This window comes from Amycolatopsis sp. NPDC114505, from assembly GCF_055633615.1.
The window spans coordinates 1,702,917-1,716,709 of the sequence record NZ_JBVKDV010000001.1; the positions used below are offsets into that span (position 1 = coordinate 1,702,917).

Sequence of the window (13,793 nt, forward strand, 5' to 3'; positions counted from 1 at the left end):
GAACGGATGCTGATCGCCGACCGCTACGAGCTCGACGAGCTGCCGCTCGGACGCGGCGGGATGGGCGCGGTGCACGGCGGGCACGACCGCCGGCTGGGCCGGCGCGTGGCGATCAAGCTGCTCCGGCTGCCGGGCCGCGACGAAGAGCTCGAAGCGCGCTTCGCCCGCGAAGCACGAATTCTGGCGACGCTCGACCATCCCGGCGTGCCGACGCTGTACGACTACGGCACCCACGACGACCGGTTGTTCCAGGTCATGCAGTTCGTCGACGGCGTGACCGTCGCCGACCTGCTCGCCGAGCACGGACCGCTGCCGGTGCCGTGGGCCGCGGCGATCGCGGCGCAGGCGTGCGCGGTGCTGACCGCCGCCCACGCGCTCGCGGTGTGCCACCGCGACCTCAAACCGTCCAACCTGATGCTCGGGCCGGACGGCGGCGTCAAGGTGATGGACTTCGGGCTCGCGGTGCTCCGCGAGGCCGACGCCGCGCAGTTCACGCGGGCCGGGCAGCTGCTGGGGACGCCGTCGTACATGGCGCCCGAGCAGATCCAGCGTGGCGGCGCCGAACCGCGAAGCGATCTCTACGCGCTGGGGTGCGTGCTGTACGAGATGCTCACCGGGCGGCGGCTCTTCGACGGGCCCACCGCGTACGCCGTGTTCGAGCGCCAGGTCAAGGAGCTGCCGCCGCCGGTGCCGGGGGTGCCGAAGCAGCTCAACGCCCTGCTCGCCGAGATGCTGGAGAAGGACCCGGAAGCGCGGCCGCCCGGGGCGGCCGCGCTGTACGAGCGGCTCGGCGCGTTCGTCGGCGGGCTGCCGCCGCTGCCGGGCTTCCTGGTGCCGCCGTCGGTGCCCAGCCCGGGCCGGATGTACGCGCGGATGCTGGGGCGCGTCAGCGGCTGAGCGCCGCCGGCCGCCGGTCGGCGAGCGGCAGGCCGAGCCGCTGGACGCGGGAGTACGTCGTCGTGTTCTGCACCGCGATGCTGACGCCCAGGGTGAGCGCGATCGACGCGGACGTCAGCGGCCCGGCGACGCCGAGCGCGGTGCCCAGCGCGACCAGACCGACGCGGACGGCGATGGTCAGCAGCCACAGCCCGATGGTGACGGCCGAACCCTTCTGGAACGTCGTGCCGTCACGCTCGGTGAGCGTCGTCGTGGTGCTGCGCAGGACCCCCAGACCGGCGAGGACGACGAGATCGGCGCCGAGCAGCCCGAGTTCGGCAGCCGACGCGCCGGGCAGCGCCTTCGCGGTGAGGTAAGCGCCGACGGCGATCAGGACCAGCGGCATCAGGACCAGCGTCTTGCGGTCGAGCAGCGTGCCGCGGACCTGCTTGTAGACGACTTTGTAGAGGACGAAGGCGGCGATGACCGCGTAGAGCAGGACGTTCGCTGCGCTGGGCATTTCGGGACTCCTTGGTTTCCGGGGTGCTCCCAGCTTCGGCGAACGGCGGCGGGTTTTCGTCGGCGCCGGGATCGGGGCCGGGTGGAACCCGTCCTCAACCCGCGGGTTGAGGGGTCACCCGTCCGGGCTGCCCAAATCGTGACCTTCCCGGACGAACCTCCAACGGGTGACCGCCGTCTTTACGGGTGTCCACAAGCGATGATCGAACATGGGGGTAACGGATCGTGAAGAGGCTTCTGGCGGGAGCGGCCGCGCTGGCCACCGCGTTCGTGCTGGCCGCCTGCTCCGGGGGAGGGGCGGCGCCCGAGGGGCCGAACGCCGGCGGCGGGGCCGTCGCGGCCGCCGGTACCGGGGGCGGGGCGCCGACGACTTCGAGCACCACCGCGGCCCCCACCACGACGACCAGTGCCACGCCGACGCCGTCGACCACCAAGCCGGCGCCGAGCACCACCACGACCAAGCCGAAGCCCAAGCCCAAGCCGAAGCCGGCCGCTCCGGCGAGCGACCCGGGCGTGCCGTGCGCCGCCGCGGCCGCCGCGTCGGGCACCGCCGCCTGCGTCGACATCTCCGCGCACAAGGCGTGGATCCTGCAGGGTGGCAAGGTCGTCTACGGGCCGGTGCCGATGCTGCCGGGCCGCAAGGGCTACGCGACGCCGACCGGCACGTTCCACGTGCTGTCGAAGGAGAAGGTGCACCTGTCGAAGGAGTTCGACAACGCGCCGATGCCGAACTCGGTGTTCTTCTACCCGGGCGACGCCTTCCACACCGGCAGCCTCTCGGTGTACTCGCACGGCTGCATCCACCTGTCGGCCGGTGCGTCCCTGAAGTTCTTCAACACCCTGCACATCGGTGACGTCGTGCAGGTCGTCCCGTAACCACCTGGTCGAAGTAACTGGCCCCCCTGCTCAGGCGATGAACCATCGTCGGGAAGGGGGGCCGGATGCTGTCGAGAGCGCTCAAGGCACTGGTGGCGGTGGTGCTGACCGGGGCGTTGCTGCCTGTGGTGTCGTCGGGGGTGGCCGAAGCGGCGGCACTCCCGCCGGGGTTCGTACTGCGGGACACCAGCGCCGGGCTGGGACAGGACCCGCTCACGGACTTCGCGTACCTGCCCGACAATTCGATCATCGTGACCGGCAAGGGCGGCAACGTCCGCTGGCTGCCGGCGAGCGGGACCGGCCGGACGATCGCGTCGCTGCCGGTCCGCGTCAACGAGGACCTCGGCCTCGTCGGCCTGGCCGTCGCGCCGGACTACGCGACGTCGCACCGCATCTACCTGACGCGCTCGATCAACGTCGGCACCGGTTTCGTCATGCGGCTAGCGCGGTTCACGGTCGTCGTGGACGCGGCGGGCGCGCCCACCGGGCTGACCGGCGAGCAGACGCTGTTCGAGGTGCCGGGCATGTACAACGTCCACGGCATCGACGGCATCGTCGCGGCCACCGGCGGGACGCTCTGGCTGTCGATCGGGGACAACGGCGACTTCACGAAGGTCGACCCGGGTGCGCTGCGCGCCCAGGACGTCAACCAGCCGTACGGCAAGATCCTGCACCTCACAGCCGACGGCAAGGGCGTGCCGGGGAACCCGTACTACGACGCCGCCGATCCCGCGTCGGCCGCGAGCAAGGTGTTCGCGCGGGGGTTCCGCAACCCGTTCCGGTTCGGCGTCGACCAGAACCTCGGCCTGCCGGTCGCCGGGGACGTCGGCTGGAACAACTGGGAAGAGGTCAGTGTCGTCCCGCGCGGCGGGAACATGGGCTGGCCCTGCTGGGAGGGCACCCACGCGACCCCGGGCTACAGCGGCCTCGCGGGCTGCGCCGGCGTGGCGAACCAGCCCCCGATCTTCGAGTACCAGCACGGCAGCGGCGTCATGCAGGGCAACAGCGTCACCGGCGGGATCGTCTACAACGGATCCAGCTACCCGGCGGCCTACCGCGGCTCGTACTTCTTCGGCGACTACGTCGGCCAGAAGATCTGGACGCTGCGCTACGACGACCAGGGCAAGCTCACGCAGGCCCCGGAGAACCCGCCGGTCTTCACCGGCATCGGCGGCCCGGTGAAGTTCGCGGCGGCGCCGAACGGCGACATCGTCTACGCCGACATCCTGAGCGGCACCCTGCGGCGGCTGAGCTACTCGTCGGGCAACACCGCGCCGGAGGCGAGGGCCACGACGACCACCGACCCGGACACCCGCACGGTGTCGTTCGACGGCTCGACGTCGGTCGACTACGACGGCGACCCGCTGAAGTACGACTGGGACTTCGGCGACGGGACCACCGCGGCCGACGCCGGCCCCGCCGTCGGCCACCAGTACGCGGCGGGCACCGGGTCGTTCACCGCGAAGCTGACGGTCCGGGACCCGCTGGGGGCCACCGGCACGACCACCATCGCGGTCGCACCCGGCAACCACACCCCGCAGCTCGTGCTGACCACGCCCGGGACCCCGGCGACGTTCGCGGTGAACCAGCAGGTCAGCGTGAGTGCCACCGCGACGGACGGCGAGGACGGCACGCTGCCGGTCACGTGGACCACCGCGGTCCGGCACTGCCCGAGCGAAGCGACGTGCCACTCGCACCCCGGCGTCGGCGGCGACGGGACGAGCTTCGCGCAGCCGTTCACCGAGCACCCGGACTCCCGGATGGAGTTCACCGCGACGGTGACGGACAGCGCGGGCGTCAAGACGTCCAAGACGTACACGGCGATGCCGCGCCGGCACCGGATCACCCTGCTCAGCACGCAGCCCGCGGCGCTGAGCATCCCGGTCGAGGGCGGCGTCAACACGGCGCTGGTGACCGAGGGCGCGACCTTCGACGTCGAGGCCGCGCTGCTGGGCACCGACGGTGTCTCGAAGTTCGCCGGCTGGCAGAGCGGTCCGGCGGACCGGACGTGGGTCGTCACCGTCGGCACGAGCGACCTGACCTTGACGGCGAACTACGACACCCCGATCGACCAGCGCTACAACGCCGACCCGGAGTTGCCGGCGAAGCTCGGGGCGCCGGCGGGCACCGAGGTCACCGACGGCCCGGTCCACTACCGGGCGTACGCGAACGGCCGCCTGTACTGGAGTGCGGTGGGAGGAACGAAGTTCGTCACCGGCCCGGTGCTGGACAAGTACCTCGCCATCGGCGGGCACGGCAAGTTCGGCCCGCCGACGTCCGACACCGCGGTGACGTCGGACGGTGCCGGGCAGTACGGCGACTTCGTGAACAACGGCAACGTGGGGTCGATCTACTACACGGCCGCGAACGGTGCGCACACGGTTTACGGGGAGATCCGGCGGAAGTGGGTGGCGCTCGGTTACGAGCGTGGTCTCGGGTATCCGACCACCGATGAGATGGGGACGCCGGACGGTGCCGGGCGGTACAACCACTTCTTGAACGGGGGCAACGTCGGTTCGATCTACTTCACGAACGCGACGGGTGCGCACGCGATATACGGGGAGATCCGGCGGAAGTGGGCGGCGCTGGATTACGAGCGTGGTCTCGGGTACCCGACCAGCGATGAACTGGGGACACCGGACGGAATCGGGCGGTACAACCACTTCGTCAAGGGCACCAACGTCGGTTCGATCTACTACACGCCCCAGCTCGGCGCGCACGCGATCTACGGTGAGATCCGCAAGAAGTGGGCGGAGTACGGCTACGAGCGCGGTCTCGGCTATCCGGTCGACGACGAAGACGGGACGCCGGATGGTGTCGGCCGGTTCAACCACTTCAGCCTCGGCCACTCGATCTACTACACGAACGCGACCGGTGCGCACGTCGTGAAGGGCGAGATCCGGAAGCGCTGGGCGGCCCTCGGCTGGGAGCGCTCGTACCTGCGCTACCCGACGTCGGACGAGTCCCAGTCGAACGGCGTGTACCGCAGCGACTTCCAGGGCGGCTACATCACCTACACCGCCGCCGGCGGGGCGGTCGACCGTCCCTGGTGAACCAGGCCGTCCTCCTCGGGAACGGCCTGGTTCCGTCCGTGCGTCAGGAGCGCAGGTCCGCGGGCGTGGTCCCGGTCGAGGTCAGCGGCAGTTTGAGCGCCACCCGCTCGGTCAGCCACGGGCTCGGCCGGTACCGCGGATCCCCGGTCGACGCGGCCAGGCCACTCAGGATCCGCAGCACGATGTCGCCGCCGACGAGGTCTCCCCAGGCCAGCGGGCCACGCGGGTAACCCAGCCCCAGCCGGACCGCCGTGTCGATGTCCGCCGGGGACGCCAGGTTCTGGCCCGCGATGAAGCACGCCGTGTTGACGATGGACGCCAGGAGGCGCTGGGCGATCGGGGCCGGGCCGTCGCGGACCACCGTCACGGGGTGGCCCGTCGCCGCCAGCGCGCCCCAGGCCGCGCGGCCCGCGGCCGGGTCGAGTCCCGGGTGGACGGACATCGTCAGGCGCCGCTCGTAGCCGCCCAGGGGGTCGACGCCGGCGACGCGGTCCAGCGGCAGCCCGGCGCGGGTGCCCGCGTCCACTGTGGACTCGCCGTAGAGCGGGACGAGCAGGACCGCGTCCGGGTACGCGTCCGACACCACCTGCACGCCGGCTGCCGACAGCACGCGGCCGAGGTGCTCGTCCGCGACGAACACCGGACCGGACGGCTTCGGCGGCGCGGCGGGCTCCTCGGCCACCTGCTGCTTGCCTTCGACGTACGAGTAGAAGCCGGAACCGTTCTTGCGCCCGAACAACCCGGCGGCGACCCTCGGCCGCGTCAGCCACGACGGCCGCAGCCGCGGTTCGCCGTGGAAGCCGCTCCAGATGCTCTCCAGCACCGCGTGGGAGACGTCGAGGCCGGTCAGGTCGAGCAGCTCGAACGGCCCGAGCTTCAGGCCGAGCACGTCCCGCGCGACGCGGTCGATGTCGGCGGGCTCGGCCAGTGCCTCGGCGAGGATCTGCAGCGCCTCGGTGTTCAGGCCGCGTCCGGCGTGGTTGACCAGGAAGCCCGGCGCGTCCTGCGCCAGCACCGGCTCGTGGCCCCAGCTCTTGACCAGCTCGAGCGCCTCGGCGGGCAGCCAGTCGTGCGTGCGCGTGCCCGGGACCACCTCGACCAGGCGCATCAGCGGCACCGGGTTGAAGAAGTGCAGGCCGATCAGCCGGCCAGGATCGGCCAGCTCGGCGGCGATCTCGGTGACCGACAGCGAGCTGGTGTTCGTCGCGAAGATCGTCTCTTGTGGACAGACGCGCTCGAGGGCGGCGAACAGGGCCCGCTTCGTGGCGATGTCCTCCCGGACGGCCTCGACGACGAGGTCGACGCCGTCCGCGGGCGCGTCGGGCGCGTCCACCGCGACCAGCCGGTCCTTGACCGCCCGCGGGTCGTCGAGCTTGCCCTTCGCGGCCAGCTTGTCGACCATCCCGCCGACGTACTCGATCGCTTCGGCGACGGCCTCGCGCCGGACGTCCGCGAGCTCGACGGTCACCCCCGCGGTCGCGGCGAGCTGGACGATCCCCCGGCCCATCACCCCGGTCCCGATCACCCGGATCCTGCCGACCTTCCCGGCCCACCCCGTCACGTCGTGCCCGCCTTTCCCGTGATGTCGTCGGGCCGACGGTACCGTCTCGGCCCTGACAGGGAAGCTCGCCGAAGCCGTCGGCCTGCTGCTGCGCGCCTAAAGGCCGACGAACTCCGCCATGCGCGTCGCCGAGTGCGTGAAGAACGCGTCGGCCGGGTCGACGCTGCCGACGTACTGGCCGAACAGGTCGAAGTTGATCGCCCCGAACAGCTGGGTCCACGCCATGATCAGGCGCGTGACCGTCTCGGGCCCGGCGACGATCCCGAGGACCTTCGTGAGCGTCTCGGCCTGGTCGCGCAGCTCGGGTGCGACTTCGCCGTCGATATTCCGCAGTTCCGTGTGCGTGAGCACCTTGACCAGGGCGAGCGCGACCCGGCCGGCGGGGGCGACGGTGTCCTGCGGGGCCTGGTAGCCGGGGATCGGTGAGCCGTAGATCAGCGCGTACTCGTGCGGGTGCGCGCGGGCCCAGTCACGCGTCGCGTGCCAGATCGCGAGCCACCGGTCGCGGGGCGCGCCCTGGCCGGGGTCGGCCTGTTCGGCCGCCTCGCCGATCGCGTTGTAGGCGTCGACGATCAGGTCGGTCAGCAGCCGGTCGCGGCTCGGGAAGTACCGGTACAGCGCGGACGACACCATGCCCAGCTCCCGCGCCACCGCGCGCAGCGACAGCCCGTGCGCGCCGACGTCGGCGAGCTGGCGGCGGGCCTCGTCCTTGATCTCCTGGGTGAGCTCGGCGCGGGCACGTTCGCGCGCGGTCTTGGTGGCGGTCATGGGGATCAGTGTGCCACGACGAGAGCGGCGCACAAAATAGAGAGCAGTGCTCTTGACAGAGTGCAGTGCTCAGGTGTTCACTGCTCTTAACCGAGAGCACTGCTCTCCCGAAACTTCGGAGGACACCATGACCGCCGCCCGCTACATCGAGCCGAAGAAGGCCACCAACGCGTTCAACGAGGCCGTCGCGAAGCTGACCCGGATGGGCTTCAGCGTGTGGGGCAGCCGGGTGCTGACGGTCGTCGGCCGCAAGAGCGGCGAGCCGCGGTCGGTGCCGGTCAACCTGCTGACCGTCGACGGCGTGCGGTACCTCGTCGCCCCGCGTGGCGAGACGCAGTGGGTGCGCAACCTGCGGGCCGCCGGCCAGGGCACGCTGCGCGTCGGGAAGCGCGTCGAGGAGTTCACGTTCCGTGAGCTGGTCGACGACGAGAAGCCGGGCATCCTGCGCGCCTACCTCAAGCGCTGGAAGTTCGAGGTCGGCGTGTTCTTCGACGGCGTCGACGCCAAGGCGTCCGACGAGAAGCTGCGCGAGATCGCGCCGGGCTACCCGATCTTCGAGATCTTCACGAAGTAGGTTTGCGCCGCTTCGTCAGGTTCGCCGCGACCAGCACGACTCCGACCAGGAACGCGACGAGCCCGATCAGGAACCACAGCTTCTGCCCGGTCATGAAACTCCCGGTGATGACGCCGATGCCCTGCAGCACCCAGACGGCGCCGACGAGCACGAGCACTACCCCGACCGCGAAGGTGATCCAGCGCCTCATGCGGCCAGTCTAGGCAGGCCGGTCGCCCGGGACGAGTTCGTGGCGGTACGCGTACACGACGGCGTGCACGCGGTCGGGGAGACCGAGCTTGCTCAGCACGCGGGACACGTGCGTCTTGACCGTCTCCTCGCCGACGTGCAGCTGCCGCGCGATCTCCGCGTTGCTGCAGGCGTTGGCGATCAGCAGCAGGACCTCCCGTTCGCGGGAGGTGAGCCGGGCCAGTTCGGGCGGTTCGGCGGCCGCGGGCTCGAGCACCGACGCGAACTTCGCGACCAGCCGCCGCGTCACCGACGGGTCGATCAGCGCGTCGCCGCGCGCGGCCACCCGGATCGCCGCGACCAGCTCCTCCGGCGCCAGGCTCTTCAGCAGGAACCCGCTCGCCCCGGCACGCAGCGCGCGGTAGACGTACTCGTCGGCGTCGTAGGTCGTGAGCACGAGGACGCGGGTGTCGTTGCCCGGCGCGGCGAGGATGGCCTCGGTCGCGGCGAGGCCGTCGAGGCGGGGCATGCGGACGTCGAGGACCGCGACGTCCGGGCGCAGGCGGGCGGTCTCGGCGACGGCTTCGCGGCCGTCGGAGGCCTCGCCGACGCAGGTGAAGTCGGCCTGGGTGTCGAGCAGCGCGCGCATCCCGGAGCGGAACATCGCGTGGTCGTCGGCCAGCAGGACGCGGATCATGTGCTCTCCACCGGGAAGGTCGTGCGCAGCTGCCAGTGCCCGCCGGTCTCGCCGTAGGAGACCTGGCCGCCGAACAGGGTCACGCGCTGGCGGATGCCCGCCAGGCCGCGGTGCGCGTGCTCCTTCTGTGACGTGCGGTCCGCGCGCAGGCCGTTCGTCACCGTGAGCACGACTTCGGTGCGGCCGTGGTTCAGCTCCACCTCGACCGGGCCCTCGCCGTGGCGCAGCGCGTTGGTCAGGGCTTCCTGGGCGATGCGGTACAGGGCGACGTCGAGCGAACCGGGGAGCTCGCGGGCTTCGCCGCGCAGGGTCAGCCGGGTCGGCAGGCCCGCCGCGCGGACGGTCTCGACCAGCTCGTCGAGGTTGTCGAGGCCGGGCTGTTCGGCGTTGGTTTCGGCGTGCAGGAGGTCGAGGAGCCGGCGCAGGTCGGCCATCGCCGAGCGGCTGGCGGACTCGACCGCGCCGAGCGACTTCCGCACGGGGCCGGCGTCGTCGGGGAGGCCGAGCCGGGCGGCGCCGGCGTGCACGCCGATGGCGCTGACGTGGTGGGAGATGACGTCGTGGAGGTCGCGGGCGATGGTCGTCCGCTCCTCGGTGACGGCCCTGCGCACGGCCTCTTCTTCGTGCTGGCGGCGTTCGTCGGCTTCGCGCTCGAGATCGGCGATGTAGGCGCGCCGGGCGGTCGTGTACCGGCCGACCAGCCACGGCAGGAGGGCGCTGACACTGACGCTGATGGCGATCAGCCGCCAGTCGGCCGCGGTGCGCCCGCCGCCTTCGACGCAGCCCGCGGTGACGCCGGCGAGCAGGGCGAGAAGCGCGAGGACGGCGGGTTTCGGGCGCAGCCACGCGCCGGCCCGGTAGCCGGCGATCAGGATGCCGGCGTTGTTCCCGACGACGTAACCGGTGCAGGTGCAGAGGAGAAGCGGCGAGCCGGCGAAGAGGAGGGCGTGCGCGAGGGCGACCCAGCCGGAGTACCGCGCGGGGCCGGCGAGGGCGGCGTTGACGGCGATCCCGCCGAGCAGGACGGCCCAGGCCTGCCAGCCGACGCCGGTCCCGTTCCCTGGCCCGCCGATCGGGCCGCGGAGTGTGAAGAGGGCGGCATCGGCAACAACACAGACGAGCGCGACCAGCAGCGACTGGCGCCGCAGGGACCCGCTGATGTCGTGCACGCCCGCAACTCTGCCCTAGTCGGCGGCAACGGTGGGCGGGAACGCCCCGATGCTGCGGGAGGGGTCCGCAGCATCGGGGCGATCCCTGGTCGGGAAGGCTCGTGGAGCTTTGGGGCGGTTGGGGCGGGCCGGGGGCTGCCGGGCAGGGCGCCCCCGGCCGTGGTCGGTCGGGTGGTGCGGCCGGGCCGGGTCGCCTACCGCGGTCCGGCGGGCGGTGAGGGCTTGGCTTGGTGGGCCGCGCCACCTGCCTCGGTTGGCGGCGCGGACCGGCAAGCCGCCTCACCTGCCGCAGTTGGGTGGTCGGGGCGGGCTTAGCTCGGCGAGCCGCACCACCAATCGGTTGGGCGGCGAGGGCCTGACCCGGCGAACCCGCCTCACCTACCTCGGTTCGGTGGTGCGGCCGGCCCGCAAGCCCGCCTCACCCACGTCACCGCCTCAGTTCGATGGGCGGGCCGAGTAGCCGCCGCCGCGGCGTTGGCCTGTTCCCTGGCGCTGGCCCTGCTGGGCCTGGCCCAGCGATGTCGCCGTTGCTGTTGTGCCCTCGACCTTGGCCACCACCGTCACGTTCGTGTCGCCCTGCTTCACCTCGCCCGTCTTCTGGGTTGAGCCGTTGAGCGTGTACGTCTGCTTGTAGCCGTCCTTGCTCGTCAACGTCACCGATGTCGCACTCAACTCTGTGACGTCGCCCGTCTGGAGGCGCTCCGTCGTATAACCGCCGCTTCCGTTCGACACCACGAAGTCGCCGTGGAGCGCTTCGCGCAGCGCAGCCATTCCGCCGCCGAAACCGTTGCCGAAGCCTCCGCCCGGGCCGCCCTGGCCGGGGAACTGGCCGCCTCCTGGACCGCCGAAGCCGCCGGGGCCCTGCTGGGCCGAATTGTCGGCGCTGCTGGTGCCCGCCCAGATCGCCGCGCCGCCGCCGGCCGCGATCACCACCGCGATGCCGGCCGCGATCGCCGTCTTCTTGCCGGACCAGCCCTTCTTCGGCGCGGCCGGGGCCGGGTCGCCCCAGTTGGCGGGGGCCGGTTCACCCTGCGGTGGCGTGTTCGGCGTCGGCTCGGTCGTCATCGTGTCCTCCGGTCGTACCCACACTGGTCCAGGTCAGGCTCGCCGCCGAGGCTGTGTTTGAGCTGTGCGAGGCGTCAGCGAGCGCTGTGCCTCGAACGAACGAACTCTCACAGGAAACGCACAGCGAGGTCACAGTGAGCACCGATGCGCCGCCGAGAAGGTGGCACTATGACCGCTATGAACGCCACGTCACCCGGCCCCGGCAAGGCCGACCTGCGCCGCGCCGACGGGAGCCCGGTGCGGGTGCTCGTCGTCGACGACGAGGCGACGCTGGCCGAGCTCGTGTCGATGGCCCTGCGCATGGAGGGCTGGGAGGTGCGCAGCGCGGGTGACGGCACCGAAGCCGTCCGGATCGCGCGCGACTTCCGGCCCGACGCCGTCGTCCTCGACGTCATGCTCCCCGACTTCAGCGGTCTCGAAGTGCTCCGGAGAATGCGGTCGGAGGCGCCACACCTACCTGTGCTCTTCCTGACGGCGAAGGACGCGGTCGAGGACCGCATCGCCGGGCTCACCGCGGGCGGCGACGACTACGTCACCAAGCCCTTCAGCCTCGAAGAGGTCGCGCTGCGCCTGCGCGCGCTGCTGCGCCGGGCCGGCGGGGTGACCGGCGCGAGCGGGTCGACGCTCGTCGTCGGCGACCTCACCCTCGACGAAGACAGCCGCGAGGTGCACCGCGGTGGCGCGCTGGTGCCGCTGACCGCGACCGAGTTCGAGCTGCTGCGCTACCTCATGCGCAACCCCAAGCGCGTGCTGTCGAAGGCCCAGATCCTGGACCGCGTCTGGAGCTACGACTTCGGCGGCCAGGCGAACATCGTCGAGCTCTACATCTCCTACCTGCGCAAGAAGATCGACGCCGACCGCGAGCCGATGATCCACACCATGCGGGGCGCCGGGTATGTCCTCAAGCCAGCGGGCTGAACCACGGCGGTTCCGGACGCAACGGCCGTGGTCGCTGCGGCGGCGGCTGATCTTCCAGCTCGCCGCGCTGCTCGCGCTGGTGTGCCTGGTCGTCGGCGTCGTCACGGAGTTCGCGCTGAGCGAGTTCCTGGTCGGGCAGCAGGACAAGCGGCTGGCCGCGGCGAGCGACCGCGCGTCGCACAACGGGGAACGGCCGCCGCCCTGGACCTACGGTGAGGCGCCGCCGCCGGATCCGCTGCGGGCGCTGGGCCAGGGCGAGGGCACGCTCGCCGCCGTCCAGATCGGTTCGGGGGGCACCGGGGCCGTGCTCGACTCCACGGTGGGCTCGCCGACCAAGAAGCGGGCGCCGTACCGGCAGCTCAACAAGGACCAGATGCGGGTGCTGCTGGCGGTGCCGTCCGACGGGAAACCGCACAGCATCGTCCTCAGCGGCACCCTCGGCGACTACCGCGTCGTCTCGACGACGTCGCCCAGCGGCGACAAGACCGTCATCGGCCTGCCGCTCAAGGACGTCAACGAGACGCTCTGGCGGCTCGGGTTCATCCTCGGCGGCGTCGCGCTCGCGGGAATCCTCGTGGCCGGCGCGGTCGGCGCGGCGACGATCCGGCGCACGATGAAACCGCTCGACCGGCTGGCCGCGACCGCGACGCGCGTCTCCGAGCTGCCGCTGGACCGCGGTGAAGTCGCGCTGTCGGAACGGGTCCGGGAGGCCGACACCGACCCGAACACCGAGGTCGGCAAGGTCGGCTCGGCGCTGAACCGGATGCTGCAGCACGTCGCGGACGCGCTGACCGCGCGGCACGCGAGCGAGAACCGCGTCCGCCAGTTCGTCGCGGACGCGAGCCACGAGCTGCGCACGCCGCTGGCGGCGATCCGCGGGTACGCCGAGCTCACGCGCCGCGGCGGCGCGGAGGTGCCGCCGGATGTCGCGTTCGCGATGAGCCGCGTCGAGTCCGAGTCGCGCCGGATGACGACGCTGGTGGAGGACCTGCTGCTGCTCGCGCGCCTCGACTCCGGCCGCCCGGTGGTGCACGAGTGGGTGGACCTGTGCCGGCTGGTGGCCGACGCGGTCGCGGACGCGCACGTCGCGGGCCCGGGCCACAAGTGGCTGATGGACGTCCCCGGCGAGCCGATCGGCGTCCTCGGCGACGCGGGTCAGCTGCACCAGGTGGTGATCAACGTGCTGGCCAACGCGCGCACGCACACCCCGGCGGGCACGACGGTGACGACGTCACTGTCCACTTCGGACGGCGTACTCCGGCTCCGCGTGGCGGACGACGGCCCCGGCATCTCCCCGGACGTCCTCCCGGACATCTTCGAACGCTTCGCCCGCGGCGACAACTCGCGCTCACGGGCGGCGGGGAGCACCGGCCTCGGGCTGGCGATCGTGGCCGCGGTGGTCGGCGCGCACGGCGGCCGGGTCGGCGTCCAGAGCCGGCCGGGGCGGACGGAGTTCGAGATCACGTTCCCGGAGGCGCCGGCGCCCGCGTGATCACCCGTCCGGGTCCGATGCACAGCGCACGCACAGCTTCGGCACAAGTTCACCACA

General features: G+C 72.0%; 13 protein-coding genes. 6 read left to right on the forward strand and 7 right to left on the reverse strand.

Annotation, left to right across the window (positions count from 1 at the left end):
* The first annotated feature begins 6 nt into the window (after positions 1 to 6).
* Positions 7 to 897: a serine/threonine-protein kinase gene (locus ACZ7OU_RS08585; RefSeq protein WP_470240561.1), complete on the forward strand. Its 891-nt coding sequence runs from the start codon at positions 7 to 9 to the stop codon at positions 895 to 897.
* Here ACZ7OU_RS08585 and ACZ7OU_RS08590 read toward each other — a convergent pair.
* Positions 887 to 1,396, reverse strand: a complete 510-nt coding sequence (locus ACZ7OU_RS08590) for a hypothetical protein (protein ID WP_470254662.1) — start codon at positions 1,394 to 1,396, stop codon at positions 887 to 889. The two genes, ACZ7OU_RS08585 and ACZ7OU_RS08590, sit on opposite strands and share 11 nt — an antisense overlap.
* Before the next feature lie 224 nt (positions 1,397 to 1,620).
* Here ACZ7OU_RS08590 and ACZ7OU_RS08595 point away from each other — a divergent pair, with 224 nt between their 5' ends.
* Complete coding sequence (locus ACZ7OU_RS08595; RefSeq protein ID WP_470254663.1) at positions 1,621 to 2,271, forward strand: L,D-transpeptidase; 651 nt, start codon at positions 1,621 to 1,623, stop codon at positions 2,269 to 2,271.
* Between the two features lie 65 nt (positions 2,272 to 2,336).
* Complete coding sequence (locus ACZ7OU_RS08600) at positions 2,337 to 5,324, forward strand: PQQ-dependent sugar dehydrogenase (RefSeq protein ID WP_470254664.1); 2,988 nt, start codon at positions 2,337 to 2,339, stop codon at positions 5,322 to 5,324.
* A 43-nt stretch (positions 5,325 to 5,367) separates the two neighbouring features.
* Here ACZ7OU_RS08600 and ACZ7OU_RS08605 read toward each other — a convergent pair whose 3' ends face one another.
* Complete coding sequence (locus ACZ7OU_RS08605) at positions 5,368 to 6,885, reverse strand: 3-hydroxyacyl-CoA dehydrogenase (protein ID WP_470254665.1); 1,518 nt, start codon at positions 6,883 to 6,885, stop codon at positions 5,368 to 5,370.
* A 96-nt stretch (positions 6,886 to 6,981) separates the two neighbouring features.
* A complete protein-coding gene (locus tag ACZ7OU_RS08610; protein ID WP_470254666.1) occupies positions 6,982 to 7,653 on the reverse strand; it encodes a TetR/AcrR family transcriptional regulator in 672 nt (223 codons plus the stop codon).
* 127 nt (positions 7,654 to 7,780) lie between these two features.
* Here ACZ7OU_RS08610 and ACZ7OU_RS08615 point away from each other — a divergent pair, with 127 nt between their 5' ends.
* Entirely contained in the window at positions 7,781 to 8,227 is a 447-nt protein-coding gene (locus ACZ7OU_RS08615) for a nitroreductase family deazaflavin-dependent oxidoreductase (protein ID WP_470240567.1), read from the forward strand.
* Here the strand turns inward: ACZ7OU_RS08615 and ACZ7OU_RS08620 are convergent.
* The 4 genes from ACZ7OU_RS08620 to ACZ7OU_RS08635 all read right to left on the reverse strand — a co-directional run bounded on the left by ACZ7OU_RS08620 (position 8,217) and on the right by ACZ7OU_RS08635 (position 11,326).
* Positions 8,217 to 8,417: a hypothetical protein gene (locus ACZ7OU_RS08620; protein ID WP_360666471.1), complete on the reverse strand. Its 201-nt coding sequence runs from the start codon at positions 8,415 to 8,417 to the stop codon at positions 8,217 to 8,219. The two genes, ACZ7OU_RS08615 and ACZ7OU_RS08620, sit on opposite strands and share 11 nt — an antisense overlap.
* Before the next feature lie 9 nt (positions 8,418 to 8,426).
* Complete coding sequence (locus tag ACZ7OU_RS08625) at positions 8,427 to 9,092, reverse strand: response regulator (protein WP_470240568.1); 666 nt, start codon at positions 9,090 to 9,092, stop codon at positions 8,427 to 8,429.
* Positions 9,089 to 10,261 carry a sensor histidine kinase gene (locus ACZ7OU_RS08630; RefSeq protein WP_470254667.1) on the reverse strand — a complete coding sequence of 391 codons (1,173 nt, stop codon included), beginning with the start codon at positions 10,259 to 10,261 and terminating at the stop codon, positions 9,089 to 9,091. The genes ACZ7OU_RS08625 and ACZ7OU_RS08630 overlap by 4 nt, the downstream gene beginning before the upstream one ends.
* Positions 10,262 to 10,696: 435 nt before the next feature.
* Entirely contained in the window at positions 10,697 to 11,326 is a 630-nt protein-coding gene (locus tag ACZ7OU_RS08635) for a hypothetical protein (RefSeq protein ID WP_470254668.1), read from the reverse strand.
* A gap of 168 nt (positions 11,327 to 11,494) precedes the next feature.
* Here ACZ7OU_RS08635 and ACZ7OU_RS08640 point away from each other — a divergent pair, with 168 nt between their 5' ends.
* Together ACZ7OU_RS08640 and ACZ7OU_RS08645 are read left to right on the forward strand one after the other, a co-directional pair.
* Positions 11,495 to 12,244, forward strand: a complete 750-nt coding sequence (locus ACZ7OU_RS08640) for a response regulator transcription factor (protein WP_360666482.1) — start codon at positions 11,495 to 11,497, stop codon at positions 12,242 to 12,244.
* Positions 12,222 to 13,736 carry a sensor histidine kinase gene (locus ACZ7OU_RS08645; RefSeq protein WP_470240571.1) on the forward strand — a complete coding sequence of 505 codons (1,515 nt, stop codon included), beginning with the start codon at positions 12,222 to 12,224 and terminating at the stop codon, positions 13,734 to 13,736. Before ACZ7OU_RS08640 ends, ACZ7OU_RS08645 begins: the two co-directional genes overlap by 23 nt.
* Positions 13,737 to 13,793: the final 57 nt, after the last annotated feature.